22 protein-coding genes are annotated in these 22,304 nt (G+C 69.5%); 11 read left to right on the top strand and 11 right to left on the bottom strand.

The window, feature by feature from the left end; all coding sequences use genetic code 11:
• The first annotated feature begins 78 nt into the window (after nucleotides 1-78).
• Together ACFVXE_RS21210 and ACFVXE_RS21205 are read left to right on the top strand one after the other, a co-directional pair.
• A complete protein-coding gene (locus ACFVXE_RS21210; protein ID WP_389673057.1) occupies nucleotides 79-348 on the top strand; it encodes a hypothetical protein in 270 nt (89 codons plus the stop codon).
• A gap of 1,026 nt (nucleotides 349-1,374) precedes the next feature.
• The gene (locus ACFVXE_RS21205) at nucleotides 1,375-2,079 is read left to right on the top strand and encodes a hypothetical protein (RefSeq protein ID WP_389673055.1); all 705 of its coding nucleotides are present in this window, start codon (nucleotides 1,375-1,377) and stop codon (nucleotides 2,077-2,079) included.
• A 147-nt stretch (nucleotides 2,080-2,226) separates the two neighbouring features.
• On the opposite strand, the gene ACFVXE_RS21200 is transcribed toward ACFVXE_RS21205, so the two are convergent.
• Nucleotides 2,227-3,861, bottom strand: coding sequence for a CehA/McbA family metallohydrolase (locus ACFVXE_RS21200; protein ID WP_389673054.1), 1,635 nt, complete (start codon nucleotides 3,859-3,861; stop codon nucleotides 2,227-2,229).
• A gap of 330 nt (nucleotides 3,862-4,191) precedes the next feature.
• Between ACFVXE_RS21200 and ACFVXE_RS21195 the strand changes: the two genes are divergently transcribed.
• On the top strand, nucleotides 4,192-4,317 hold the full coding sequence (locus ACFVXE_RS21195) for a hypothetical protein (protein WP_389673052.1): 126 nt from the start codon (nucleotides 4,192-4,194) through the stop codon (nucleotides 4,315-4,317).
• Between the two features lie 91 nt (nucleotides 4,318-4,408).
• The gene (locus tag ACFVXE_RS21190) at nucleotides 4,409-5,458 is read left to right on the top strand and encodes a sodium:calcium antiporter (protein ID WP_389673050.1); all 1,050 of its coding nucleotides are present in this window, start codon (nucleotides 4,409-4,411) and stop codon (nucleotides 5,456-5,458) included.
• A gap of 68 nt (nucleotides 5,459-5,526) precedes the next feature.
• Here the strand turns inward: ACFVXE_RS21190 and ACFVXE_RS21185 are convergent, their stop codons facing one another.
• Nucleotides 5,527-6,321 carry a PP2C family protein-serine/threonine phosphatase gene (locus ACFVXE_RS21185; protein ID WP_389673123.1) on the bottom strand — a complete coding sequence of 265 codons (795 nt, stop codon included), beginning with the start codon at nucleotides 6,319-6,321 and terminating at the stop codon, nucleotides 5,527-5,529.
• 317 nt (nucleotides 6,322-6,638) lie between these two features.
• Between ACFVXE_RS21185 and ACFVXE_RS21180 the strand changes: the two genes are divergently transcribed.
• The 6 genes from ACFVXE_RS21180 (at nucleotide 6,639) to ACFVXE_RS21155 (ending at nucleotide 11,764) form a co-directional block, all read left to right on the top strand.
• On the top strand, nucleotides 6,639-7,127 hold the full coding sequence (locus tag ACFVXE_RS21180) for a hypothetical protein (RefSeq protein ID WP_389673048.1): 489 nt from the start codon (nucleotides 6,639-6,641) through the stop codon (nucleotides 7,125-7,127).
• 132 nt (nucleotides 7,128-7,259) lie between these two features.
• Nucleotides 7,260-7,823 (top strand): AAA family ATPase, encoded by a 564-nt coding sequence (locus tag ACFVXE_RS21175; protein WP_389673046.1) that lies wholly within the window; start codon nucleotides 7,260-7,262, stop codon nucleotides 7,821-7,823.
• 191 nt (nucleotides 7,824-8,014) lie between these two features.
• A complete protein-coding gene (locus ACFVXE_RS21170; RefSeq protein WP_389673044.1) occupies nucleotides 8,015-9,175 on the top strand; it encodes an alpha/beta hydrolase fold domain-containing protein in 1,161 nt (386 codons plus the stop codon).
• A gap of 391 nt (nucleotides 9,176-9,566) precedes the next feature.
• On the top strand, nucleotides 9,567-10,529 hold the full coding sequence (locus tag ACFVXE_RS21165) for an alpha/beta fold hydrolase (RefSeq protein WP_389673042.1): 963 nt from the start codon (nucleotides 9,567-9,569) through the stop codon (nucleotides 10,527-10,529).
• 180 nt (nucleotides 10,530-10,709) lie between these two features.
• Complete coding sequence (locus ACFVXE_RS21160; RefSeq protein WP_389673040.1) at nucleotides 10,710-11,180, top strand: DUF1348 family protein; 471 nt, start codon at nucleotides 10,710-10,712, stop codon at nucleotides 11,178-11,180.
• 224 nt (nucleotides 11,181-11,404) lie between these two features.
• Complete coding sequence (locus ACFVXE_RS21155; RefSeq protein ID WP_389673038.1) at nucleotides 11,405-11,764, top strand: serine protease; 360 nt, start codon at nucleotides 11,405-11,407, stop codon at nucleotides 11,762-11,764.
• Nucleotides 11,765-11,943: 179 nt separating this feature from the next.
• On the opposite strand, the gene ACFVXE_RS21150 is transcribed toward ACFVXE_RS21155, so the two are convergent.
• The 4 genes from ACFVXE_RS21150 to ACFVXE_RS21135 all read right to left on the bottom strand — a co-directional run bounded on the left by ACFVXE_RS21150 (nucleotide 11,944) and on the right by ACFVXE_RS21135 (nucleotide 16,044).
• Nucleotides 11,944-12,978, bottom strand: coding sequence for a serine hydrolase (locus tag ACFVXE_RS21150; RefSeq protein WP_389673036.1), 1,035 nt, complete (start codon nucleotides 12,976-12,978; stop codon nucleotides 11,944-11,946).
• Nucleotides 12,979-13,662: 684 nt separating this feature from the next.
• A complete protein-coding gene (locus ACFVXE_RS21145) occupies nucleotides 13,663-14,085 on the bottom strand; it encodes a RidA family protein (protein ID WP_389673034.1) in 423 nt (140 codons plus the stop codon).
• Nucleotides 14,082-15,209 (bottom strand): mandelate racemase/muconate lactonizing enzyme family protein, encoded by a 1,128-nt coding sequence (locus ACFVXE_RS21140; protein WP_389673032.1) that lies wholly within the window; start codon nucleotides 15,207-15,209, stop codon nucleotides 14,082-14,084. Before ACFVXE_RS21140 ends, ACFVXE_RS21145 begins: the two co-directional genes overlap by 4 nt.
• 46 nt (nucleotides 15,210-15,255) lie before the next feature.
• Nucleotides 15,256-16,044, bottom strand: coding sequence for a creatininase family protein (locus ACFVXE_RS21135; protein ID WP_389673030.1), 789 nt, complete (start codon nucleotides 16,042-16,044; stop codon nucleotides 15,256-15,258).
• A 41-nt stretch (nucleotides 16,045-16,085) separates the two neighbouring features.
• Here ACFVXE_RS21135 and ACFVXE_RS21130 point away from each other — a divergent pair, with 41 nt between their 5' ends.
• The gene (locus tag ACFVXE_RS21130) at nucleotides 16,086-17,045 is read left to right on the top strand and encodes an ROK family protein (protein WP_389673028.1); all 960 of its coding nucleotides are present in this window, start codon (nucleotides 16,086-16,088) and stop codon (nucleotides 17,043-17,045) included.
• 14 nt (nucleotides 17,046-17,059) lie between these two features.
• On the opposite strand, the gene ACFVXE_RS21125 is transcribed toward ACFVXE_RS21130, so the two are convergent.
• The 5 genes from ACFVXE_RS21125 to ACFVXE_RS21105 all read right to left on the bottom strand — a co-directional run bounded on the left by ACFVXE_RS21125 (nucleotide 17,060) and on the right by ACFVXE_RS21105 (nucleotide 22,302).
• A complete protein-coding gene (locus ACFVXE_RS21125; protein ID WP_389673026.1) occupies nucleotides 17,060-17,965 on the bottom strand; it encodes an ATP-binding cassette domain-containing protein in 906 nt (301 codons plus the stop codon).
• Nucleotides 17,962-18,798, bottom strand: coding sequence for an ATP-binding cassette domain-containing protein (locus ACFVXE_RS21120; RefSeq protein WP_389673024.1), 837 nt, complete (start codon nucleotides 18,796-18,798; stop codon nucleotides 17,962-17,964). The genes ACFVXE_RS21125 and ACFVXE_RS21120 overlap by 4 nt, the downstream gene beginning before the upstream one ends.
• Nucleotides 18,795-19,721 carry an ABC transporter permease gene (locus tag ACFVXE_RS21115; protein WP_389673022.1) on the bottom strand — a complete coding sequence of 309 codons (927 nt, stop codon included), beginning with the start codon at nucleotides 19,719-19,721 and terminating at the stop codon, nucleotides 18,795-18,797. The genes ACFVXE_RS21120 and ACFVXE_RS21115 overlap by 4 nt, the downstream gene beginning before the upstream one ends.
• Nucleotides 19,718-20,629 (bottom strand): ABC transporter permease, encoded by a 912-nt coding sequence (locus tag ACFVXE_RS21110; protein ID WP_389673121.1) that lies wholly within the window; start codon nucleotides 20,627-20,629, stop codon nucleotides 19,718-19,720. The genes ACFVXE_RS21115 and ACFVXE_RS21110 overlap by 4 nt, the downstream gene beginning before the upstream one ends.
• Before the next feature lie 98 nt (nucleotides 20,630-20,727).
• A complete protein-coding gene (locus tag ACFVXE_RS21105; RefSeq protein WP_389673020.1) occupies nucleotides 20,728-22,302 on the bottom strand; it encodes an ABC transporter substrate-binding protein in 1,575 nt (524 codons plus the stop codon).
• Between the last annotated feature and the right edge of the window lie 2 nt (nucleotides 22,303-22,304).

Here is a 22,304-nt window from a genome sequence, read left to right as displayed (position 1 = left end):
CACAGCCGAGTGCTCTGCCGGACGGCGCCGTGACGGTCTCCGCACGAAGCACTCCGATGTCGTCTCTACGATGCGCTGATGAGACTCAACCGCCGAGCCCGCACAGTGCTCCCTTCCTGCGCCGTCGTCCTCCTCACGGCGTTCGGCTGGTACGCGACCAGGACCGTACGCCCCTATGACTGCCACGTCACCGTCGCCGCCTTCGCCGACAGCGACGGACAGCCGTTCCCGGACTCGAACGGGAGACCGCAGACGTGGCACGAGCTGGACGAACGCGCCTACCAGGAGGCGGTCGACGCAGGGCGCTGCGATCCGCCGACGGCGCGCTGGCGCCAGTGGCTCACCTGATTCGGGTCAGGGCTGATGGGATGACGCTGCCCCGACAACACGTCGTGGAGTTCGGGGTGCTTCCGTCGAGTACCAAGTCGACCGTGCCGCCCGTCCTGTCGGCCGGGGAGGCACCAGTAGCTGCTTCGATCGTTCAGTGGCCGCAGGCCATGCCGTGATCCGTGGTGGACAGCGGCGGATACGCATGTCGCCGCGGTTTCGGAGCGCCCGCACGCGCTCAGCACGGGGACGGCCTTCTGCCTTGCGATGGCCGGTCGAGCGCGCGCTCGAGCGGCCGCTGAGCCGGCGTGACGACGGCCTTCAGTGCCTGCAGCGATCGCAGGCTCCGCTCGATGACTGTGAACGCCAGGTCCTTATTGGGTTGGGCTTCTCTGTCATTGCCGGCGCCGGCCCGTGACCGCAGCACGGCCTCGGCGCGTCCGAGAGAGAGCACTGCAGCTCCCGCCGCGGCAGCATGTTGGGTGGCATACGCTCCAGGATGCACGGCTCTCAACGTCGCTTGTATCAAGAGCCGCTGGTGACCGGCCAGACGCGCTGCACTCATGCCGGCGAGAAGCGCCGACTCGGATCCGGGATAGAACATTCCCGGACCCTACCCAGAGGATGGACCATACTGGTACCAGGGCCCTTGAATCAGCCCCACGAAGCCGTCGCTCTAAGACATTTGTCGTGGGGGTGCGTCAGTCGTCGGAGTGAACCTGAGCCATGAACGGCGGGAGCCCCTATCCCGCTTGTCGGCCTGTGACCATCCCCGCAGCAGGCACTCGGGACCGCTGCTCCACCGCGGCGGCTCGGCAAGCAACCTGCAGGCCATGGGCGTTTCCTGCGAGGTCAGGCGCAACAGTCCGAAGACCAGCGGGCTCGATGCCGAACGGACAGGTCGGGCGGGCTGGACCGGTCGCCGGCCGGATGTCTGCATGAGCGGGCCCCTGGAAAAAGGCAGGGGCGGGCGAGGGCACAACACAACATCCCTTACGCTGCAATACAGCGGTCACCGATGGTAGGCCGGAACAGAAGGGCGACATCATGACTTCCGCGACCAGCACCCCGGGCAGCGTCGAAGCAACAACAGCGCTTCTGCAGGCGGAACTTCCGCGTCTGGAAGTACGTCAGCAGGACTTGGAGAAGGAACTCGTCACGGTCAGCGAACGTCTGGAGTCGGTGCGCACCGCGCTGTCCGCTCTGCAGGCGCTGGCCACCGCTCCCCCCGTGCTGACGACGACATCGGTCGACGACGGACCCTCCGCCTCATCGTCCGGCAGTGAGGCAGAGGCCCATGCTCGGCCGACGACCACGCAGCAGGAGCAGCAGGAACCCGGCCTCTCTGCCGTGACAGGTGATGTGCCGGAGGCAGCAGTCGTACCCGCGCCTCGCAAGGCCGGCAGGACTGCTGCCGACGCCGTGAGGACAGCTTCCAAAACCACTGCGAAGCAGAAGAAGGAGCGCACCTCCAAGAAGGCCGCCCCCGCCAAGTCCGAGAAGGCCCAGACCGCCGAGAAGGCGGCGCCCGCCGCGTCGGCCAAGGACGGGGGCCGTCTCATCGAACAGGTCATGGAGGTGGTGGCCGCAGCCGGTGGCGCGCCCGTACGGGCCCGTGACGTGACCGAGGCCCTGGGACGCGAGCTCACAGCCGGCAGCATCAACACGGTGCGCAGCACACTCGATCGCCTCGTCGCCACCTCCAGGGCCCATCGCGCCGGGCGCGGCCTCTACCAGGCCCCTGCCGAGTAATCCCCTCCCGCGGGTTGGCACTGTCGTGGCGCTCGGACGGCAGGGGACGGCGTTGACTTCGACAGCGAGGATGCCGCCGCCCGGAGGCCATGAAGGCCTTCCGGGCGGGGGGGGGAAGTCTGTGGGCGACGGCGGCGTACTACCGCATCAACGCCCCTTCCGCTCAAGGAACACCGGGTTGGTCAGCGCGGCCATCGGCCCGAAAAGCAGTGCGTCACCCATGGTGTTGCCCTGCCCCGGGGAGCCGTTGGGCATCGGGTGTCGGACCTCGGCGCGTACGTAGGCGGCGAGCGAGGCGGTCGTCCGCCACACCACTGTGCCGGTACCGGCTGCGCTCACCGACTCCTGGTGCATCTGGCCCTCGTCGGTGATGAACCGGACCGTGCCGTTCGGCACACCCTCGACGTCGAGGCGGATGTCCACGGGCGCGTCCGCCGGCACGCTGAGCTTCTCGCCGATGCCCGCCTGCTTGCCGTTCCCGCTGGCCGTGAAGGTCAGCTCGACGGAGGAGGACTCCGCTATCCAGCTACGGCCGGCGCGGATGCCGTCCATGATCGAGTCGGTGGCCAGGTCGTCGGCGTGGACGACATTGTGCGGCAGGCCGATGACCTGGGGCTCGCTGTGCGCGTCGCTGTTTCCCATCGCCGGAAGCCAACGCTTGCCGGTGCGCACCGCCTCACCCAGCTTCTGGTCCCAGGTGCTGATCGCGTGCTCGTCGTCGTACGTCCACGGGCCCGTCCACACCTCGGTGGCATCGGCGTCGTCGAACCCGAACTTCCACTGGCTGGCCACGTAGGCGCAGTACATGTGGGCGGGAACCACGAGTCCGCCGCCCCGGTGCACCTGACGCGAGAAGCGCTCGAAGGCGTCGTCGCGGGAGCGGTAGCGCCAGTCGATCCACTCGCCCGCCGGAAGTCCGAGTGCCAGCCAGTGTCCGTTGCGGGTGGTGACCTCCTCGCCGGTCATGATCAGCAGGTCCTGGCCGGCGTACTGGCCCCATACCGCGTGCGAGGACGAGGTGTTGTGATCGGTGGAGACGATGAAGTCCAGTCCGGCGGCCCGTGCTCCGGCCGCGACCTGATCGGGCAGGCGCTTGCCGTCGGAGTGGACCGTGTGCAGGTGGCAGTCACCGCGGTACCAGCTCCGGCCACGGCCCTTGGCCCGCTGCGGCGGGAAGTTCTTCACGTGGTCGGGTCCGGGCTTGCCGTAGGTGAGTGTCACCTGGACCTGGTAGTTCATGCCCTGGGGCGCCACCTGGTAGGGGCCGAGAATGATGTTCCAGGTGCCGGCGTCGACCGGTCCGGGCAGGTAGCCCGGGGTGGCGTCGCTGTTGCTGATCGCGAACGAGGTGCGGGAGCCGCCGGACCAGCCGCGGAAGCCACGTCCGCCGAGCGCGGTCCCCCGCTCGTCGAAAATGCCGATGTCGCAGGAGTTGCCCGGAGTCCCTGCGGGGACGCCCGGCTTGTCGTAGGAGTACGAGACGGCTATCTGCTGGACGCCCTTGGGAACCTCCACCGGGAGGTAGACGAAGTCGGCGACGCCGGTCTCCAGGAACCCGCTGATGACACGGGTCACTTCACCGCTGGTCGGCGGCTTGCCACCTGCGGGTGAGGCCTCGGAGGCCTGGGCGAAGGAGACCGGCGCAAGGGTGAGGGCCGCGGCGCCCGCGACCCCGGCCGTCAGCAGACGGCGGCGTCCCGGCCCGGCAGTCGGGGCATCGTCGGACGCGGCCTCGGGAACGAGGGGGTCGTAGGTGTGTGCGCAATGTCCGTCAAGGCACATGATGGTCCTCAGCAAATTCGGTGGTTGGTACATAAAAGCTCTCTTCGGACTCTGATCGCGCCGCGCGAACGGCATATGTCCTGGGCATGACTCCCTCGGTAAGAACCCATGGCGGGAGGGCCGCTGCCGGGGCGACCATGCTCTTCCCGCCCGGCCGACGGCTGCCGCCGTTCGCCACGCCCGCCGGGACTTCGTCGACCATGACCGAGAGGTCCGTCGGCCGGTTGCCTTCCGGAGACGTCGTACCGAGCGGGAGAGGCGGGGAGTGAGCGCCCGACGTGCGGCGCGGGAGCGTCCAGATCTGTTCGCGCTCCGATGAGGTGAGCGGCCGTGAAGGGGCAGCCCCGCCAACCGGTCGTCGTCGACACACTGGAGTCGTCGAGCTCCCGGTGGCCGGGCCTGTATCTGGTGATGATGGTTGTGGGCGAGACCTTCGGCCCTGTTGTCGACGACTGATTTTGCGCGTCGGCGGGGTTGAAGCGTGCCGCCGTCCTCACGCAGCTCGTCCTTCGAGGCCCTGCCGCTGCGGGAAGGCTGAACGAGTTCTGTGATTCATTTCGTTTTGCTCATCGTGTGTGCGGTGGCGATCTATCTCTCGTGTGAGTGGTTCGTCAACGCGGTGGAGTGGCTGGGCGAGCGGCTGAACGTCGGGAAGATGGCGGTCGGCACGATTCTGGCCGCCTTCGGTACCGCCTTGCCGGAGTCCGTGGTGACGCTGGTCGCGGTCACGACCGGCGCGGACGAGGAGGCCAGGAACATCGGCGTCGGTGCCGCAATGGGTGGCCCGCTTGCGCTGGCGACCATCGCCTACGGCGTGACGGGCGCGGTGCTGCTCCTCAAACGTCGCGAGGACCGGGCCCTGGCTCTCCAGGAGACCGGCATGCCGCCCGGCCACGGACCGGCCGATGAGGCGCTGGGGAACGAGAAGGACATGAAGCGGCTGGCGAAGGACCAGAAGTGGTTCCTGCCGATCTTCATCGTGAAGGTCGCGCTCGGCCTGGTCACCTTCGCGTTCAAGCCTGCGCTCGGGCTGCTGTTCTTCGCCACGTACGCCGTCTACTTCTGGCGTGAGATCCGTGGCGAGGACGACGAGGACGACGAGGAGGCGGAGCTGGATCCGCTGAAGTTCCAGCCCGAGAAGTCCGCTCCGGACTCCTGGGCCGTGGTGGCGCAGACGTTGCTCACCGTCGTGATCATCTTCTTCGCGTCCCAGCTTTTCGTGAAGCAACTGCATGCGATCGGTCCGATTCTCGGGCTCTCCGCCGCGGTGACCGCGCTGCTGCTATCCCCGGTCGCCACCGAACTCCCCGAGATCATGAATGCCGTGATCTGGGTCCGGCAGGGCAAGACCAAGCTCGCGCTCGCGAACATCTCCGGCGCCATGATGATCCAGGCCACCGTCCCCAGCGGGCTCGGTCTGCTGTTCACCACGTGGCAGTTCGACGGCGCCCTGCTCTGGTCCGGACTCATCACGATGGCCGCGATCGTCTACCTGCTGCTGACCATGCGCGCCCACAAACTCACCCCGGCCCGCCTCACCGTCGCGGCAGCCTTCTACGCGGTCTTCGCGATCGGCCTCGTCCCGATCCTCTCCTGACACCGATCAGCCCCACCGCGGTTCTCGGCGAAGTGCCGGCTGCGACGTCACGGAGCCATCGGGCAGGGTCAGCAGCGGCTCCGGCCATCCGGCGCTCGCCACGCTGAGTTCACACGTGACGGGGTCGTACACGGCGTACATGCAGGACGGCTCGGGTGATGCACATGGCTGCCGCCCGTGTGGTCGCTCGCGACGCGGGTGGCAACATCGTCAAGGTGCACCAGGAGTTCGTCGGGTGGCAGGTCGAGGTCGGCCAGGGTGGACACCGCGGTACGGAAGCGGCCCATCGTCACGGAGGCCTGCAGCCCGTGATCGGGAACCTGCCCGATGACCAGACCGACACGGGCGCTGGAGAGGGGGGTCACGTCGAACCAGTAGGCGTCGGACTTCCCTGGAAGATAGAAGCGGCCGAAGTTGATGGCCGAGACCTCGGGGAGCATCTTCGGCAGAAGGCTGCGCTGCAGCGTGATCGCGGTGTTGTGTTCGCGAATGAATCGGCGCGCGTTCTCGATCGCGATCGATGTCCGCGCCGCCAGTTCTTCGGCCAGCGCGACGTCCTCCTCGTCGAATCGTGCCGGATGCCGCTCGTCCCGGTAGAAGCACACGATCCCCAGAGCCATGCCATGGACGGCGAGAGGCGTGATGATCACCGAGTGTGCGCCGGCTCGCGCCAGAGCGCTGGCTCGCTCGATGTCATGTGTCAGCCAGGCCGCCGGCGCGGCTATCGGATCGATCAGCCGGGTATCGAGGTCGGAGAGCACTTGTGTGTACGGGGAAGGGAACGCGGTACTTGCATGTCGAGCTCCCCGACCGGGCGTCCGATGACCTGGTCCGCTCTCTGCCGCCGCATGTCGCCGCGACACATCGGTGTCCGCGCATCGCCCTGCAGCGCGGCCCGGCCCCGCCACCTCAGCTAACACCTCGTCACCACGGTGCGTCACTCGGATGGGTGTACGTGACTCCTCCCCGATCGAGGGAGGACAGGCGAACGCGGCATGTCCCCTGTGGCGTCCGACCGGGTTCGTGGAGAAACGACCCGCTCGGATCAGACGCCGTGCCTGCGGTGGCGCAGCACGCCGCCCGGTGCATTAACTGAGACGGAACGCGCCCCGCCGGCTCGTGAGTCGTATCGGCACCGCCGGTCCCGCGTTGCTGGACTTCGTGAGGAGATGAGCGGCCCATGACGGAAGTTGTCGGTCCGGCACGACACCTGTGTGGTCTCCTGGCCGGCGCCGCCGCGGGCGCGGCCGGGACCACGGCCCTGAATGCCGTCGGCTATCTGGACATGGTGATCCGTGGCCGCGGCGCGAGCACGGCGCCCGAGGTCACCGCGGAACGGCTGTCGGAAACCTTGCACGTGCCGATTCCGGGCGACGAGGACGTACGGGAGAACCGTGTCGATGCCCTGGGCCCACTGACCGGCACGGCCGCCGGTGTGGGCATGGGCGCCCTGCTCGGTCTTGCCCTCTCATGCGGCTGGCGTCCGGGCAACGCGGTCCTGGCCGCCACGGCGACCATCGGGGCGCTGATCGGAACCAACGGCCCGATGACCGTGCTGGGCGTGACCGACCCGCGCACATGGTCGCGCTCCGACTGGGTCTCCGACATCGTTCCGCATGTGACGTACGCGCTCGTCACCGTCGCCGTCATCAGGGGCCTGGAACCCTGATGAGCCGGTCGTCCCCCCGGCGAGATCCGGGTGGGGCACACATCCCTCGCGCCACCGACGCGCAAGTGGCGCGGGTACCCACTCATCCGTCGTCCGGAGCGACCGATCTGCCGGTCGGTCTACGATCGCTGCATGGTGACCGTACTGGTTAACGGACTTCCCGGAGCAGGTAAGACCACTCTCGCCCGGGCCCTGGCACGGGAGTTGAAGCTGCCGCTGTTCAGCAAGGACGCGGTCAAGGAGACCCTGGCCGACACCCTCGGGGAGGGACCCGCGAGCGGTATCACCGCACACGAGTGGAGCAGCGCCCTCGGCAGTGCCGCCGCGGAGACGTTGTGGACACTGCTGGCGTCTGCGCCCGACGGCGCGGTGCTGGAGAGCCCGTGGCTGCGCCATGTGCGTCGGTTCGCCGTGGCCGGACTCGCCCGGGCCGGTGCAGAGGGGGTCCAGGAGGTCTGGTGCGACGTGCCGTTGGAGGTGGCGCGGCGGCGCTACGTCGCCCGGGCCGCGAGCAGACACCCCGTGCACCTGGATGACCAGCTGGAGTCCGATGCACGGTGGGAGATGTGGAGCAGGGAGGCCCGACCTCTGGGTCTCGGGCCGGTGATCCACGTCGACACGACCCGGCCGGTGGACATCTCTCTGCTCGCGAAACAGATCAGCGAAGCCGCTGCGCCGAGCCGACGTGGTGAGTGATCGTGTCCTTGCCCGCACTCCAGCCACTGACCGGCGCTCCCGCACGGACGGGGCCGACCCTGCTCCCCGGCCCTGCCACCACGTCCACGGCGCCAGGCACTCCGGCGGGCTAACTCAACTGGTCGGCGGCCCGGTCATACGAAGAGGCTGACCTTCTGGGGGACCTACGACCACGTTGGGAATCCGCAGACATGACCTCCTCGCGACGACCGCTGACAGCCCGCAGGACTCGCTGTTTCACCCTGGTCGCGCTCCTTGCCACCACCAGTGCGACGCTCAGCGGCTGCGCCGGCCGCAGCGATCGCGTCGCCGACAACGGCCAGGCGATATCCGCCGTTTCGAAGCAGATGCAGGCCTCCTACGTGCCCTGCGGCACTCCTCCGGCGAAGCTGGAAAAGATCGACCAGGATTTCCTCGACAAGCTTGCGGCAGCCGACGGGACGCCGCTGTACAAGCTGTCGTACAAGGCCGCTCGGGACGTGCTGGACAAGCTGCAGGCGGGGCCGGTGGACATGGTGCCCGCGCAGATCAGCACCCGTACCGTGCCCGGCGGCCCGACCGGCCCCGTCTCCGTCCATGTCGTCCGCCCCGACGGCGTCACGGGCGACCTGCCCGCCATCGTCTACATCCATGGCGGTGGATGGGTTCTGGGCAATTTCAAGACACACGAACGCCTGGTCCGGCAGCTCGCCGACGGTGCACGCGCGGCCGTCGTCTTCGTCGACTACACCCCCTCCCCCGAGGCGCAGTTCCCCGTCCCCGTCGAGCAGGCTTACACGGTCGCCCGGTGGGTGGCCGACCACGGCGGCGAGATCGGTGTCGACACCAGTCGTCTGGCGGTTGCCGGCGACTCGGTGGGCGGAGACATGACTGCCGCCGTCACCTTGATGGCCAAGCAGCGCGGCGGCCCCCGCTTCCAGCAGCAGGTCATGCTCTATCCCGTCACCGACGCCGACTTCGACACCTCCTCCTACCAGCGATTCGCCGAGAACTGCTGGCTCACCAAGCCGGCGATGAAGTGGTTCTGGGATGCCTACGCACCTCGCGTGACCGATCGCAGCAACCCGCTGGCCTCCCCGCTGCGCGCCACCGTGAACCAACTGCGCGGCCTGCCGCCCGCCTTGATGATCACCGACTCCGATGTGCTGCTCGACGCGGCCGACTCGTACGCCGCCAAGCTCCGCTCGGCCGGCGTCCGGGTGGTCTCGTCCCACTACAGCGGCGTCACCCACGACTTCATGATGCTCGACGCGCTGGCCGGCACCCGGGCCGCCGAGCAGGCCGTGGCCCAGACCACTGCCGTTCTGCGTGAGGCACTGTACGCACCGGCCGACCCCGTCCCCGGCAAGTAGCCGACCGTTGTCACCGGTACCCGGTGCCGGTGACAACGGTCCGGAGGGCGGACGGGGTGTATTGCGTGGCTCCGTCCCCGATCAGAGCGACTACGGGCCTCTCGGGCCGACCCCGATCGGAGTCCGATGGCGGCGGGAAGGCACCGGCCGAGGCCACCGGCGAGGGCGGCGAAGGCGAGCCGCATCCATGGATGCGGCTCAATTGGCTCGTACACGGAGTTCGACCGGCAACCGGGGCCGCACCCGGGTTCAAGTTCCGGCACGCCCGACCCGATCGGCCATTCACTCCGACGCACCACGCCATTCACCCGGTTGGCGGACATCAGCGGGCCGAGCGGCACCGATTCGTGAACGCTGAGGTGCTGTTGGCATCGAGGAAAGCGAGAACAGCATGACCGCATTGGCGATCTCCGGCATATCGCGCGCACACGCCGCCGCAGCCGGATGCACACTGGCCCTGTGCTCGATGACGGCAGTCCCGGCTGCCGCGGACGGCGGCACGGCGGGCGCCAAGCCCACCGTCGTCCTGGTGCACGGGGCATTCGCCGACAGTTCCAGCTGGGACGGTGTCATCTCGCGCCTCGAACGCGACGGCTACCCGGTCGTCGCGGCCGCCAACCCACTGCGCGGTCTGTACAACGACTCCACCTACATCGCTTCGGTGCTGGACAGCATCAAGGGGCCGGTCGTGCTCGTGGGCCACTCCTACGGCGGCGCCGTGATCAGCTCGGCAGCTGAAGGCAACCCCCATGTGAAGTCGCTCGTGTACATATCGGCTCTGATGCCCGATGTGGGCGAGAGCGGCATGTCGCTGGCCGCGCGGTTCCCCAGTGAGCTGGGGACCGCCACACGGTCCGTCCCGTACCGGGAGAGCGGTCGCAGCGGGACCGACCTCTACCTGAAACGCGACAAGGTCCACCAGGTCTTCGCCGCCGACCTGCCGGAGAGCGAGGCGAATCTGCTGGGTGACACCCAGCGGCCGGCTGCCACGACCGCGTTCTCCGAGAAGGCCAAGGTCGCGGCCTGGAAGCACATCCCGTCCTGGGCACTCGTGGGCCGGCAGGACAAGACCATCAATCCCGACCAGGAACGGTTCCAGGCAAAGCGGGCCGGCTCGCACACGGTGGAGATCAACTCCTCCCATGTGTCGTTGATCGCCCACCCCGGGGCGGTCGCCGACTTGATCATCCAGGCGGCTGCGGGGGCCGACTCCGCCCGGCCGTCCCTGGCAACTTCGGGGGCCGTGAACGACCTGGGCAGCAACACCGCCCTCGCCCGCATCGCCGGGGCGTCCCTGGCCGTCGGCGCGGGGACCGTCTTCGTCGGCCGACGGCTGCGACGCGTCCGACCCTGACGTCGCGCAGGCACGGTGCGCAGCCTCACCACCACCCGGGGGTGATACCGCTGGGCGAACGTGACGCTCCCGGCCTGCCGTGCGTGCGGCGTCCACGAACATACGCACGGCATCACCCGAGGGCACGCTGGGGCCAACGCTCCCGTTCCGCACCGAGTACGTAGTGGAGAGAAGCTGACGATGACCGGCAAGCCGCCTTATCCCCCGTTCAACGCCGACACCGCAGTGCAGAAGGTCAGGGCGGGCGAGGACGCCTGGAACACTCGCAACCCGGAGGCGGTTTCGCTCGCCTACACCGAGGACAGCCGCTGGCGTAATCGCTCCGTCTTCATCAACGGGCGCAGGGAGATCGTCGACTTCCTCGCGCACAAGTGGGAGTACGAACTCGAGTACCGGCTGATCAAGGAACTGTGGTCCTTCGGCGGGCACCGGATCGCCGTCCGCTTCGCCTACGAATACCACACAGTCAACGGAGACTGGTTTCGTGCCTATGGCAACGAAAATTGGGAGTTCAGCGACGACGGCCTCATGAGCGTTCGCCACGCGAGCATCAATGACGTGCCGATCACGGCGTCGGAACGCAAATTCAGCTGGGACCGCTCGGGGCCGCGCCCGTCCGACTACCCGAGCCTCAGCGACTTCGGCTTCTGAACCCGCACGCAGGCCGGTGCCCCGGCTTGCGCGATGGCGACTCCCCGGGAACGCGCGCCGGAGCCACGGCACTTCATGCGCAGTCACCTCTCCTACCGGGGACCCGCCGTACACCGGCCGCGGCCTCTTGGCAGTACCTGCTCAGGGCTCTTAGGATCCGACGATCGTGGCAGAACTGTGCTGATGCCGAAGCACGTCGAAGAGTTGAGGAAGGGTGGACGTGTATGACCGAGGGGGAGGTACTGGCCGCCGCTTGGGCGTTCCTTCGGGACAGGTACGGGGACGGCCCGCCGACGATCGTGATCGGACCGGCGGCGACAGCGGAGTACCGACTGGCGTGGACTGTCCGCTTCGACTCGCAGGAGCACATCGACACGGGGGACTTCACCCAGGCGCCGATGGTCCGGCAGCTCGTGTTGTTCAAGGACGGTTCACTGATCGACTTCACACCGAGCGCTCTGAACACCGACGAGGGCCGGGCGTGGTTCGACCGCGGGGTCTGGCCGGAGCGACTGAACCAGCTGACCGATCCGCGCGTCTTCGGCACCGTCTGGACCCGGCAGCCGCCGCCGTGGGCCAAGTGAAGGATTGAGCGGTCCGCGCCGGCCGGGCCGCCGCCTCCGAATCCGACCGTGATGTCCGCCCGCTCCGTGCGGCGGACTCCCCCGGTGGCAAGTCCGCTGTCGGACGGTTGCCACTTGTTCATCCCGCACTCTCCGCACCGCATGGTGCGGAGGCCGGCGGGACCTCCGGTGTGTGTGGGTCAGGCCGTCGTGTCCAGTGCCTGGACCGCGGCCTTGGCCGCCTTCTCCACCAGCGAGACACCGTCCGCCATGCTGACGTTGTCCCGCGACACCACTGCGACGAGGCGGTCATGTCCGTCCACCTGGACGAGGCCGATGCTGTTGACGTCCCAGCGCCCCGTGGCGGTCCGCTGCAGCCAGCCGTTCTTCAGGCCGGTGACGGGGCCGGCCGCGGAGACTCCCCAGTCCTGGCCTGCCGCTATGCCGCCCATGAGACCGCGGAGGTAGGTCCGGGACGACTGATCCAACGGCGAGTCGGTGCCGAAGACGGCGGTCAGCAGGGCGAGCTGATCGGTCGCGGTGGTCTGGGTGAGCCCCCAGTGAGCGCCGGCGCCACCGGTGGTGCCGGTCAGGCCGAACCTGCGGTTGGCGGCGTCGAGACCCGGCGCCTCGCCGATCACCCGCCAGAGGGCATCGGCGGACGCATTGTCACTGATCCGGATCATCGACGTGGCGAACGCCTTCTCCTGCGTGGTGAGCCCGCGGTGCTGGTCCTGGGCCTGGAGCAGCAAGGTCGCCAGGATGTCGACCTTCACGATGCTCGCCGTGTCGTACGTCACCCCCGCGCGGACGCCGTACCGTGCCGTGCGTCCGTCGGCCGGGTCGAGCACCGCCACCGACAGCGAAGCAGGGGTGGCGGCCACGACCGACGCCAGCCGCTTCGACAGCACCTGGTCGGGAGTCGCGCCGGGAACCGCCCGGGGCCCGGTGGTGCGCAGGGCTGCCGCGGACACCGACGGAGTGGGTGAGGGCGCCACCGTGACGGGCGCGGACGGCAGCGCAGGAACGGAGCCCAGGTAGGCGATGCCGGTTACCGGGCCCACCGCCGGGCCCGAACTCGGGAGGGCCCGCGTCTCGTCGGCCCTGGCCGGGTCCACGACGCCACCCGTCGCCGCCCAGCCCGTCATGACGATCGCGAGTGCGGCCAGGGCGTAGCGCGAGGGATGACGGCGGACGAACGTGACGACCGGCGGAGTGAACGAATGACGAGACATGACGCGATCATAAAAAGACCGTTCGCGAAATAACTATGTCCCACGTAACAGCTGCGTGACGCAATTCGTGATTCCGCCCACATCGCCCAGAAGTGGACTTCGGGGAAATCGCGCCCACTGAATCCTTGATCGATCGGCCCGCGCAAGCCGGGCCGCTCACGACAGCCCTGCGGAGACATTCAGGATTTTGCCGCGCCGGACGGCTACCACCGGCCAAGTCATCGGTATCCGGAAATTCCACGAACGCCCGGACTGCTCGAAGAACAGCTTTCGGGATGCGCGACCTACGGGGCGCGGATACCCGCGTTCGTGCCGCCCGCGATCATCGAAGGAATTCTTGTCGGCAACCGCGTGGGTAGAAGAATGCTTACGTGGGCGATGTCACCATTCCTTTATGCGGTTGCAGCTCTCGGTGCACATGAGAAGCGCAGTGATCGAGGCGCACCGCACTCCCCCGCGAGCATCGGCGGTGGTCGGCGGCCGTACCGAATCGTGCGCGCCTTTCGTCCGCCACACCTCGGACGATCGCCTGGGCGCCGGGTGAGCCCTGGTCATGGACCGGGCACACCTCACCTGCCGGGCACACCCCGCCCACATCCGACCGAACGACGGAGTGACCCGTTTCGAGGGGCCACTCCCCGTCGGCGCGCCGGGCAGGGCGAGGTGCGCTGTGTTCCGACGCCGTCAGGAGGGTTCGGGTGTCTCGCGTCGGAGGGCGACGACGTCGATCTCCACAAGGATGTTCATCAGATCCGTGCCGACCGTGGTGCGGACCGGCAGGGGCGCGGTGAAGAACGCCCGGTATGCGGCATCGAACGAGGCGAAGTCGCGGTGCAGGTGCTGGAGGTGCACCGTCACCTTGACGACGTCCTCCGGACCGAGCCCTTCACTGTCCAGCACGGCGCCGATGTTCCGCAGCACCTGGGTGGTCTGTTCCGCGACGGTGTCCGCGACGGCGCCGGTGCTCGGGTCCTGCGGGCCGAAGCCCGAGGTGAAGAGATACGGGCCGGCGGCGATCCCCTGGCTGTAGCCACCGGCGGGCGCGGGCGCCCGGTCCGTGCTCACCGCGTGCCGGGTGGTGCGGGTGGGGGTGCTGGGTCCGGTCATCGGGTGAGGTCTCCTTCGCGGGCGTTGACCTCCGCGTAATGGCGGAGCTTGTCCTCGTCGACGGTGACACCGAGGCCGGGGCCGGTCGGAACGCGCAGGCTGCCGTTCTTGAGCGGGATCGGCTCGATGATGTCGTCGGCGTGCAGGTAGTACATGGAGTCGATGGCGCGGGAGAGCACCGGGGTGCTTGCGACCACCGCGAGATGCGCGGCCGTCGCGATGCCCAGCTCACCGCCGCTGTGCAGGTTCATCCCGAGCCCGAAGGTCTCGCAGTGTGCCGCGAGGGCCTTGGTGGGAGCGATTCCCCCCCACTTGTAGACGTCACCGTGGATGACGTCCACGGCACCGAGGCGTACTGCGGGTGCGAAGTCCTCGAAGCGGACGACGCACATGTTGGTGCACAGCGGTATGCGGACCTTCGCACGGACCTGGCTCATGCCCTCGATGCCGACGCAGGGGTCCTCGAGGTACTCGAGGTCCAGTTCCTCCAGCGCGATGCCGGCGCGGATCGAGTCGGGGACGGACCAGGCGGCGTTGGGGTCTACGCGGAGGCTGACCTCGGGCAGGGCGGAGCGCAGGGCCCGGAGAATCGCGACGTCGCCCTGGACGTCCTTCGTGCCCTTGAGCTTGACGGCCTGGAAGCCTCCCTCGGTGACGACACGGAGGGTGTGCTCGGCAAGTGCGGCAGGAAGATCCGCCGACCGTGCGCCGGGGGCGTCGGCCCGGGTGATGAGCGCGGTGAGCGGGACCTCCTCACGCACGGGACCGCCGAGCAGGTCGGTGACGGACTGGCCGGTGGCCTTGCCCATGGCGTCCCAGCAGGCGACGTCGAGGGCTGCGATCGCGGCGTAGCCGAGGTAGCCGTAGAAGAAGGGCACCATGTGCTGCTTGCGGTGGAATGCTTCGAGTGCGAAGGGGCTCATGCCGATGAGATCCTCGGCAAGTGTCCTGACGATCGCCGCGACGGGCCGGCCCCACATGGTCTCGCCCCAGCCCTCGACACCGGTGTCGGTACGGATACGCACGACCGTGCGCGTCTCCCCGGTCTTCGTCTCGAAGGAGCTGGTGAAGGGATTGAGCAGGGGCAGGTTCACCACATGGACGTCGACATCGGTGATCTTCATGCTGTTCCTCGTTCGGTTCGGGTGGGGCGGTCGGTGCCGGGGCCGGTCACGGTCCGGTGCGGGTCGCGGCGTCGAAGGCCAGGACCGCGCGCGCGAGGCCGCGGGCACGGTCGTCCAGGAGCCTGCGGCCGTGCCCGGCGTCGGCGGTCGAGGCGTCGTCGGTGGAGCCACCTACGCGCTCCCATTCGCCGTGCCGTTCGACGGTGAGCCCGGGGTAGGGCGGCCGGTCGAAGAGCGGCGGCGGCTCGACGGGGGCCCGGGCCGGCACGGGGGTGCGTACGAGGCCGGGGTGGGCGGCGAGCATGAGCGAGGTCTCGAACCAGCCCGCGTGGCCGGGGGTGACCTCCGGGCGGCCTCCGTCGTCCTCGCCGCTGGTCACCGTCCAGTAGGAGCAAGCGGCGGCGGTGGCATCGGCGCGCAGAGCGAAGCGCTTGACGGCGAGCTTCATGATCTCGTCGTTTCCGCCGTGTCCGTTGACGACGAGGATCCGGCGGTGGCCGCAGGCGGCGAGTGAGTCGAGGATCTCGCCGAGCACGGCGGCGAGGGTGGGGGCCGAGAGCGTCAGCGCGGCGGCGAACAGATGGTGGGGGCTGTGGCCGTACGGCAGGGTGGGCAGCCGGACGAGGACGGGGGTTCCGTCGGTACCGGCGGCGGCCTCCTCGTCGATCAGGGTGAGTGCGCGGTCGACGACGGCCTCGACGAGCAGGGTGTCGGTTCCCAGCGGAAGGTGCTCCGCGTGCTGTTCCTGGGAGCCGATGGGGAGCAGTGCGATGGCCTCGGGTGCCGCCTCACGGGTCTCGCGCCAGGTGGTCTCGGTCAGGTGCCGGTGGCTCATGCGGCTGTCTCCTCGGAACACGGACGTGGCAGAGTCGGCGCATGGCGCATGAACGTTCTCCTTTGCGGTTGGTGCCGGACCCCGTGCCGGGTCCGGAGGTACGGACGGTTTCCAGCACGCTGGGGGCCGTCGAGCTGCTCCCCGGCAGGGTCCGGGCGGCGCTGCTCGCTCGCTCCGGCGCCGTGCTCGGACGGGCCGAGGCCGAGTTCGACGCGGCGTCCCCGTCCCCTGCAGCGGTGGACGAGGCGCTCGCGCGAGTGGCCGTCGTGTTCGAGGGGCGCCGTCCGACAGGCATCGGCATCGCGGCGGCGGGAGTGATCGATCCGGCCGGCGGCCGGGTGATCGAGGTCAACGAGGCGCCGGCCCTGCGCGGCTACCCGGTCGCACAGCGGCTGGAAACACTGACCGGGGCCCCGGTGCGGGTCGAGCACCGGGCGCGGGTCCAGGTGCTCGGCGACCGGTGGTTCGGGCCGGGCCGGGGACGTCGCTCCTTCGCCTCGGTGTCGACGGGTGAGGTGCTGGGGGTGGGCATTCTGTACGAGGGTGAGGTGCTCGCCCCTGACGGCGGGCGCAGCGGGGCTCACATGACGGTGTCCGCCAGTGGTGAGCTGTGCACCTGCGGGCGTCGCGGCTGCTGGAAGGCGGTGGCGACGACGCGCTGGCTGCGCCGACGGGCGGAGGTGCTCGGTCTCGGGGCGGCGGGTGCGTCGCTCGGCGCGCTGGTGGCATCGCGGGACGGGGCGGCGCGGCGCCTGGTGGCGGAGTACGCGGAGAATCTGGTGCTGGGACTCGCCACGGTGCAGCAGCTCTTCGCCTGCGGGCTCTTCGTCCTGCACGGGGAGGCCCGTGAAGGCGGGGAGCCGTTCCGGGCCCTGGTCGAGTCGCGGCTGCGTTCGGACGGCCTGGGCGGCGGCGAGCTGCCCAGGGTGGTGGTGAGCGAGGCGACCGTGGACGATGTCGCGCTGCTGGGCGGAGCGGGACTGGTGCTGTCCGGCCGGTAGGTGCGCGGCGGTTGTCATGCGGGGCCCTCGTGCGCGGGGTTCGGGGCGGAACCGGAGCCGGCCGGGGTGTTCACGCCCGCTGTCTCCTCGTCGTGCGCGGCCGGTCGCCGGGTCCTGCGGGCCTTCGCGGGGTCCGGCACGGGGACGGCGTCGAGGAGCTGACGCGTATAGGGGTGGGCGGGTGCGGTGAACACCTGCTGGGCGGTGCCCACCTCGACGATGCGGCCCCGGCGCATGACGGCGACCCGGTCGGCCACCTGCTGGACGACCGCGAGGTTGTGGGACACGAACACGTAGGTGAGCCCGAGGCGCTGTTGGAGTTCGCCGAGCAGGTCGAGGACGCGCGCCTGGACGGACACGTCGAGAGCGCTGGTGGGTTCGTCGAGGACGACGAGGCGGGGTTCGAGGGTGAGGGCGCGGGCGATGGAGATGCGCTGGCGTTGACCGCCGGAGAACTCGTGGGGGTAGCGGTCGAGAATCGCGGCGTCGAGGCCGACCGCCTCGAGGAGTTCCCCGACGCGCTGCCGGGTACGTGCCCGGCCCCGGCGGCCCCGGGCCTGCGGATCGTGGGTGACGAGGGGTTCGGCGACGATGTCGACGATCCGAAGCCGTGGGTTCATGCTGGAGTAGGGATCCTGGAGGACGACCTGCATCTCGCGGCGGACCCGGCGCAGCGCGGTCGCGTCGAGGCCGAAGAGGTCGGTGCCGGCGAAGCGTACGGTGCCCGAGGTCGGTTCCAGCAGGCGCAGCAGCAGCCGGGTCAGCGTGGTCTTCCCACAGCCCGACTCCCCCACCAGCGCGAGGGTTTCGCCTTCGTGGACGGTGAGGCTCACGTCGTCCACCGCGACGCTTCCGGGCCGTCCGCCGAACTCCTTGCGCAGGTTCTCGAGTTCGAGCAGGGGCGGGGCGGTGACGGTCATCCGGCGGGCTCCAGTCGGGGTGTCGCGTCCAGTAGTTGGCGGGTGTAGGGGTCGGTGGGGCGGGAGAAGATGTCGTGGACGTCGCCGCTCTCGACAGCTTCTCCGTGGTGCATGACGACGACGCGGTCGGCTGTTTCCGCGACGACACCGAGGTCGTGCGTGATCAGGACGACGGCCATGCCGTGCCGTTCCTGGAGCTGTACGAGCAGGTCGAGGATCTGACGCTGCACGGTGACGTCGAGGGCCGTGGTGGGTTCGTCGGCGATGAGGACCCGGGGACGGGCCACCAGGGCGGCGGCGATCATGACGCGTTGGCGCAGCCCGCCGGAGAGTTCGTGGGGGTACTGGCGGTAGCGGCGTTCGGGGTCGGGGATGCCGACTTCGTCCAGGGCGGACAGGGCGGCGGCCCTGGCTTCGGCCCGGCTGTACGCGCCGTGGTGACGGAGGACCTCGGCGACCTGGTTGCCGATGCGTTGCAGCGGGTCGAGGCTGGTCATCGGGTCCTGGAAGATCATGGAGAGTTCGGCGCCACGGATGCGGCCGAGTTCGCGTTCGCTGCGGGTGAGGAGGTCCTTGCCGTCGAGGAGGATGTGGCCGCCGGCGTAGACGCAGGGCGGTTCGGGGTTGAGGCGGAGGGTGGAGAGCGCGGTCGCGGACTTGCCGCTGCCCGATTCGCCGACGATGGCGAGGGTCTCCCCGGGGGCGACGGCGAGGCTGAGGCCGCGGACCGCGTGGACGGTCGTGGTGGCGAGCCGGAAGTCGACGCGCAGGTCGTGGATTTCGAGGACCGGCGCTGCGGTGGCGGCTGTGCCGCCGGTGGTGAGAGGGGTCATCGGCGGTAGGCCTTCGGGTCCGCGACGTCGCGCAGGGCGTCGCCGGTGATGTTGACGGCGAGTGAGGTGAGCATGAGGGCGACGCCGGGGAAGACGGCGACCCACCATGAGGTGCCGAGGTAGAGCTGCCCGTCGGCGAGCATCGAGCCCCACGTGACGGTCTCCTTGGGGACGCCGAGGCCGAGGTAGCTCAGGGACGCCTCGGCTACGACGGCGGCGGCGACGTGGAGGGTGCCGATGGTGGCGAGGGGTGCCATCACGTTGGGCAGCAGGTGGCGGCGCATGATCGCGGTATGGCCGACGCCGATGGCGTGGGCCTCGGTGATGAAGTCCCGGGAGCGCAGGGACAGCACCTCGGAGCGGACGACGCGGGCGTACGACACCCAGCCGGTGATGCCGAGGACGAGGATGACGTACCAGAGGCCCGAGCCGAGGAATCCGACGATGGCGAGGGCGAGGAGGATCGCGGGGAAGGCGAGCTGGACGTCGGCGAGGCGCATGAGGATGCGGTCGGGCCAGCCTCCGAAGTAGCCGGAGGCGAGGCCGACGACGGTGCCGATGACTCCGGCGAGCAGGGCGGCGCCGGCTCCGACGAGCAGCGAGACGCGGGTGCCGTAGATGACGCGGGAGAGCAGGTCGCGACCGAGTTGGTCGGTGCCGAGCAGGTGTGCGTCGCTGCCGCCGTGCATCCACGCGGGCGGCTGGAGCCGGGCCAGGAGGTCCTGTGCGTCGGGGTCGGCCGGCGCGATGAGCGGGGCGAAGAGCGCGCAGATCACGATGAGGGCGACGAAGGCGAAGGCGGCGACGGCGAGCCGGTTGCGCAACAGCGTGCGCAGGGCGGCGGCGCGGGGCGATGGGGCGAGGGCGGGGACGGCCGGCGTCCGGTCGTCGGTGGTGGCCGGAGCCGGGGATGTGGTGGTCATCGGGAGGTCCTCACCCTCGGGTCGAGGAGGCTGTAGGAGAGGTCCACGAGCAGGTTCACCACGACGAAGGTCGCGGCGAACAGCAGCACGGTGGCCTGGACGAGTGGGAAGTCTCGGTTGGAGATGGCTTCGATGGTGAGCTGGCCGACTCCGGGCCAGGAGAAGACCTGTTCGGTGAGGATGGCGCCGCCGAGGAGGCTGCCGACTTCGAGGCCGACGACGGTGACGACGGGCAGCGAGGCGTTGCGCAGCCCGTGCGTGAGGACGACCTTGACGGGGCCGAACCCCTTGGCCCGTGCGGTGCGTATGTGGTCGGCGCTCAGCACGTCGATGAGGGAGGAGCGCAGGAGCCGGGCGACGACGGCGACGGAGTACACGGCGAGTGTCACGGCCGGCAGGACGAGGTTGGCGAAGGTTCCGTAGCCGGAGGCGGGCAGTGCGTGCAGGCCGACGGCGAAGACCAGGATGAGGAGGATGCCGATCCAGAAGGGCGGGGTGGACTGGCCGAGCAGGACACCCGTCATGACGGTGCGGTCGGTGGTCCTCCCCCGTCGCATGGCGGCCACGGTCCCGGCAGGCAGGGCGATGAGGAGCGTGATGACGAGCGCTCCGGCGGCCAGCAGGAGGGTTGCGGGGATGCGGTCGGCGAGGACCGCGCGTACCGGCTGGTTGTAGAAGAGGGAGTTGCCGAAGTCGAACCGCGGGATACCCCACAGATAGTCGAGGTACTGGGTGATCAGGGGGCGGTCCAGCCCGAGGCTGTGGCGCAGGACGCTCTCCTGGTGGGCGGTGGCGTCGGGCGGCAGGAGGACTTTGACGGGGTCGCCGGAGAGCCGTACGAGGAAGAAGGCGACGGTGGCGGTGCACAGGAGGACGAGCAGCGCGGTGCCGACGCGGGTCGCGATCATGGGCAGGACCCGGAGGACTGCGCGACGGGGCACGGGCGGTGCCGCAGGGGGCTCGGGGTCCTCGTGGGAGCCGGGGGCGGTGGGGGTCAGGAGCTCGTTCATCGGGAGACCTTCGCGCTCGCCATGTCGAGGACGCCGGCGGATCCGGGTGTCCAGCGGGGCCGTTGGTTGCGGGCGTAGATGTTGTCGATCTGGTACAGGGGGACGAAGGGCGCCTCGGTCCTGATGAGCCGCTGGAGGTCGGAGAAGGCGCGTTGCCGGGTGTCCGGGTCGACGGAGAGTTCTTCGAGGTCGACGAGCCGGTCGGCTTCCTTGTTGTGCCAGCGGCTCTGCCGCCGTTCGCTGCGCACGTTGGACTGGATCATGCTCTCGCCGTCGAGTGTCCATACCGTGGACGCCGCCAGGTACATCGGTCCGAGCGCTCCGTGGTTGTCGGAGGTGAGGCGCTGGGCGTAGGTGCCGGGATCGAGGAGGTCGACCTTCGCGTGCACCCCGGCGCGGGCGAGGAGCCCGGAAATCGCCTCCGCGACGTCGGCGTCCATGTTGGAGGCGGTGAGGCTCGTGCTGAAACCGTGCGGGTGGCCGGCCTCGGTGAGCAACGCGCGGGCGTTGGCGAGGGAACGTCTGAAGGGCTTGATGCTCTCGTCGAAGCCGAAGGCACCGCGCGGGATCATCGCGGGGACCTCGGTCCCCTTCCCGCCGAGAACGGCCTTGATGAGCAGGGGTACGTCGACTGCGTGGTTGAGCGCCTGGCGCACCCGGCGGTCCTGGAGCGGTCCCGCGTCAAGGGTGTTGAGGGAGAGGTACGAGGTGCGGATCCCGGTGTGGTTGTCGAGACTCACACCGGTGTAGCCGTCGAGCTGCTGGGCGGCATCGGGGGTGAGTCCGGCGACGAGGTCCACACCACCGCTCTGGAGTACCGCGAGCGCGGAGGACGCGTTCGGGGCGGGGGTGAAGACGAGTTCGTCGATGTGCGGGCTGCCCTGCCAGTGATGCTCGTTGGCGCGCATCCGCAGTTCGTGGTCGCGCTGCCACCGGACGAAGGTGAACGGTCCGGTGCCGACGGGGCGGGCGGCGAAGCCGTCGTCGCCGACCTCGGCCAGATAGCGCGGGGGGACGATCACCCCGCCGAAGAGGGACACCTTGTCGGGCAGGATCGGGTCGTGGACGGTGGTGTGGAAGTCCACGGTGAGCCGGTCGACGACGGAGACGCCCTTGACGTAACGCAGTTCGACGATGGGCGACTTGGTCGCCGGGTCGAGGAGGCGTTCGATGCTGAACTTCACTGCGGCGGCGTCGCAGGGCTCGCCGTTGTGGAAAGCGACGCCGGGCCGGAGCCGGAAGCGCCAGACGCGTGGCGAGAGGGCCTTCCAGGAGAGGGCGAGGCGGGGGCGAAGGGTGTTGTCGCGTCCCCGGGTGGTGAGCGTGTCGAACATGTTGATCAGGGCGTTCATCGACGTCATGTCGCCCTGCTTCTGCGGGTCCATGGTCTTGGGGTCACCCGTCTGGGAGACCCGCAGGACGTTGCCGGCGCCGGCTGCGGGGTCCGTACCGCAGCCGGTGAGCAGTGTCGGCGCGGCGACGGCGGGGAGCAGCACGCCTCCGCAGCGAAGGACCGTTCGGCGGGAGGGGCGGCCACGGCCCCCCGTCCATCCTCCACGTATTCGTTCCATTG

The sequence above is a fragment of the Streptomyces sp. NPDC058231 genome, assembly GCF_042882275.1.
GTDB lineage: Bacteria > Actinomycetota > Actinomycetes > Streptomycetales > Streptomycetaceae > Streptomyces.
Note: the sequence above shows the minus strand (reverse complement) of the source record. Positions and strands in the feature narration are given on the sequence as shown.

Excerpts from the sequence above, each read along its gene's own strand:
- ACFVXE_RS21165 (WP_389673042.1), top strand. The coding sequence starts at position 9,567 with ATGACCGCATTGGCGATCTCCGGCATATCGCGCGCACACGCCGCCGCA.
- ACFVXE_RS21145 (WP_389673034.1), bottom strand. The coding sequence starts at position 14,085 with ATGACCGGACCCAGCACCCCCACCCGCACCACCCGGCACGCGGTGAGC.
- ACFVXE_RS21110 (WP_389673121.1), bottom strand. The coding sequence starts at position 20,629 with ATGATCGCGACCCGCGTCGGCACCGCGCTGCTCGTCCTCCTGTGCACC.
- ACFVXE_RS21210 (WP_389673057.1), top strand. The coding sequence starts at position 79 with ATGAGACTCAACCGCCGAGCCCGCACAGTGCTCCCTTCCTGCGCCGTC.
- ACFVXE_RS21200 (WP_389673054.1), bottom strand. The coding sequence starts at position 3,861 with ATGTGCCTTGACGGACATTGCGCACACACCTACGACCCCCTCGTTCCC.
- ACFVXE_RS21205 (WP_389673055.1), top strand. The coding sequence starts at position 1,375 with ATGACTTCCGCGACCAGCACCCCGGGCAGCGTCGAAGCAACAACAGCG.
- ACFVXE_RS21130 (WP_389673028.1), top strand. The coding sequence starts at position 16,086 with ATGGCGCATGAACGTTCTCCTTTGCGGTTGGTGCCGGACCCCGTGCCG.
- ACFVXE_RS21125 (WP_389673026.1), bottom strand. The coding sequence starts at position 17,965 with ATGACCGTCACCGCCCCGCCCCTGCTCGAACTCGAGAACCTGCGCAAG.
- ACFVXE_RS21170 (WP_389673044.1), top strand. The coding sequence starts at position 8,015 with ATGACCTCCTCGCGACGACCGCTGACAGCCCGCAGGACTCGCTGTTTC.
- ACFVXE_RS21140 (WP_389673032.1), bottom strand. The coding sequence starts at position 15,209 with ATGAAGATCACCGATGTCGACGTCCATGTGGTGAACCTGCCCCTGCTC.
- ACFVXE_RS21175 (WP_389673046.1), top strand. The coding sequence starts at position 7,260 with ATGGTGACCGTACTGGTTAACGGACTTCCCGGAGCAGGTAAGACCACT.
- ACFVXE_RS21120 (WP_389673024.1), bottom strand. The coding sequence starts at position 18,798 with ATGACCCCTCTCACCACCGGCGGCACAGCCGCCACCGCAGCGCCGGTC.
- ACFVXE_RS21150 (WP_389673036.1), bottom strand. The coding sequence starts at position 12,978 with ATGTCTCGTCATTCGTTCACTCCGCCGGTCGTCACGTTCGTCCGCCGT.
- ACFVXE_RS21135 (WP_389673030.1), bottom strand. The coding sequence starts at position 16,044 with ATGAGCCACCGGCACCTGACCGAGACCACCTGGCGCGAGACCCGTGAG.
- ACFVXE_RS21115 (WP_389673022.1), bottom strand. The coding sequence starts at position 19,721 with ATGACCACCACATCCCCGGCTCCGGCCACCACCGACGACCGGACGCCG.
- ACFVXE_RS21180 (WP_389673048.1), top strand. The coding sequence starts at position 6,639 with ATGACGGAAGTTGTCGGTCCGGCACGACACCTGTGTGGTCTCCTGGCC.
- ACFVXE_RS21105 (WP_389673020.1), bottom strand. The coding sequence starts at position 22,302 with ATGGAACGAATACGTGGAGGATGGACGGGGGGCCGTGGCCGCCCCTCC.
- ACFVXE_RS21155 (WP_389673038.1), top strand. The coding sequence starts at position 11,405 with ATGACCGAGGGGGAGGTACTGGCCGCCGCTTGGGCGTTCCTTCGGGAC.
- ACFVXE_RS21160 (WP_389673040.1), top strand. The coding sequence starts at position 10,710 with ATGACCGGCAAGCCGCCTTATCCCCCGTTCAACGCCGACACCGCAGTG.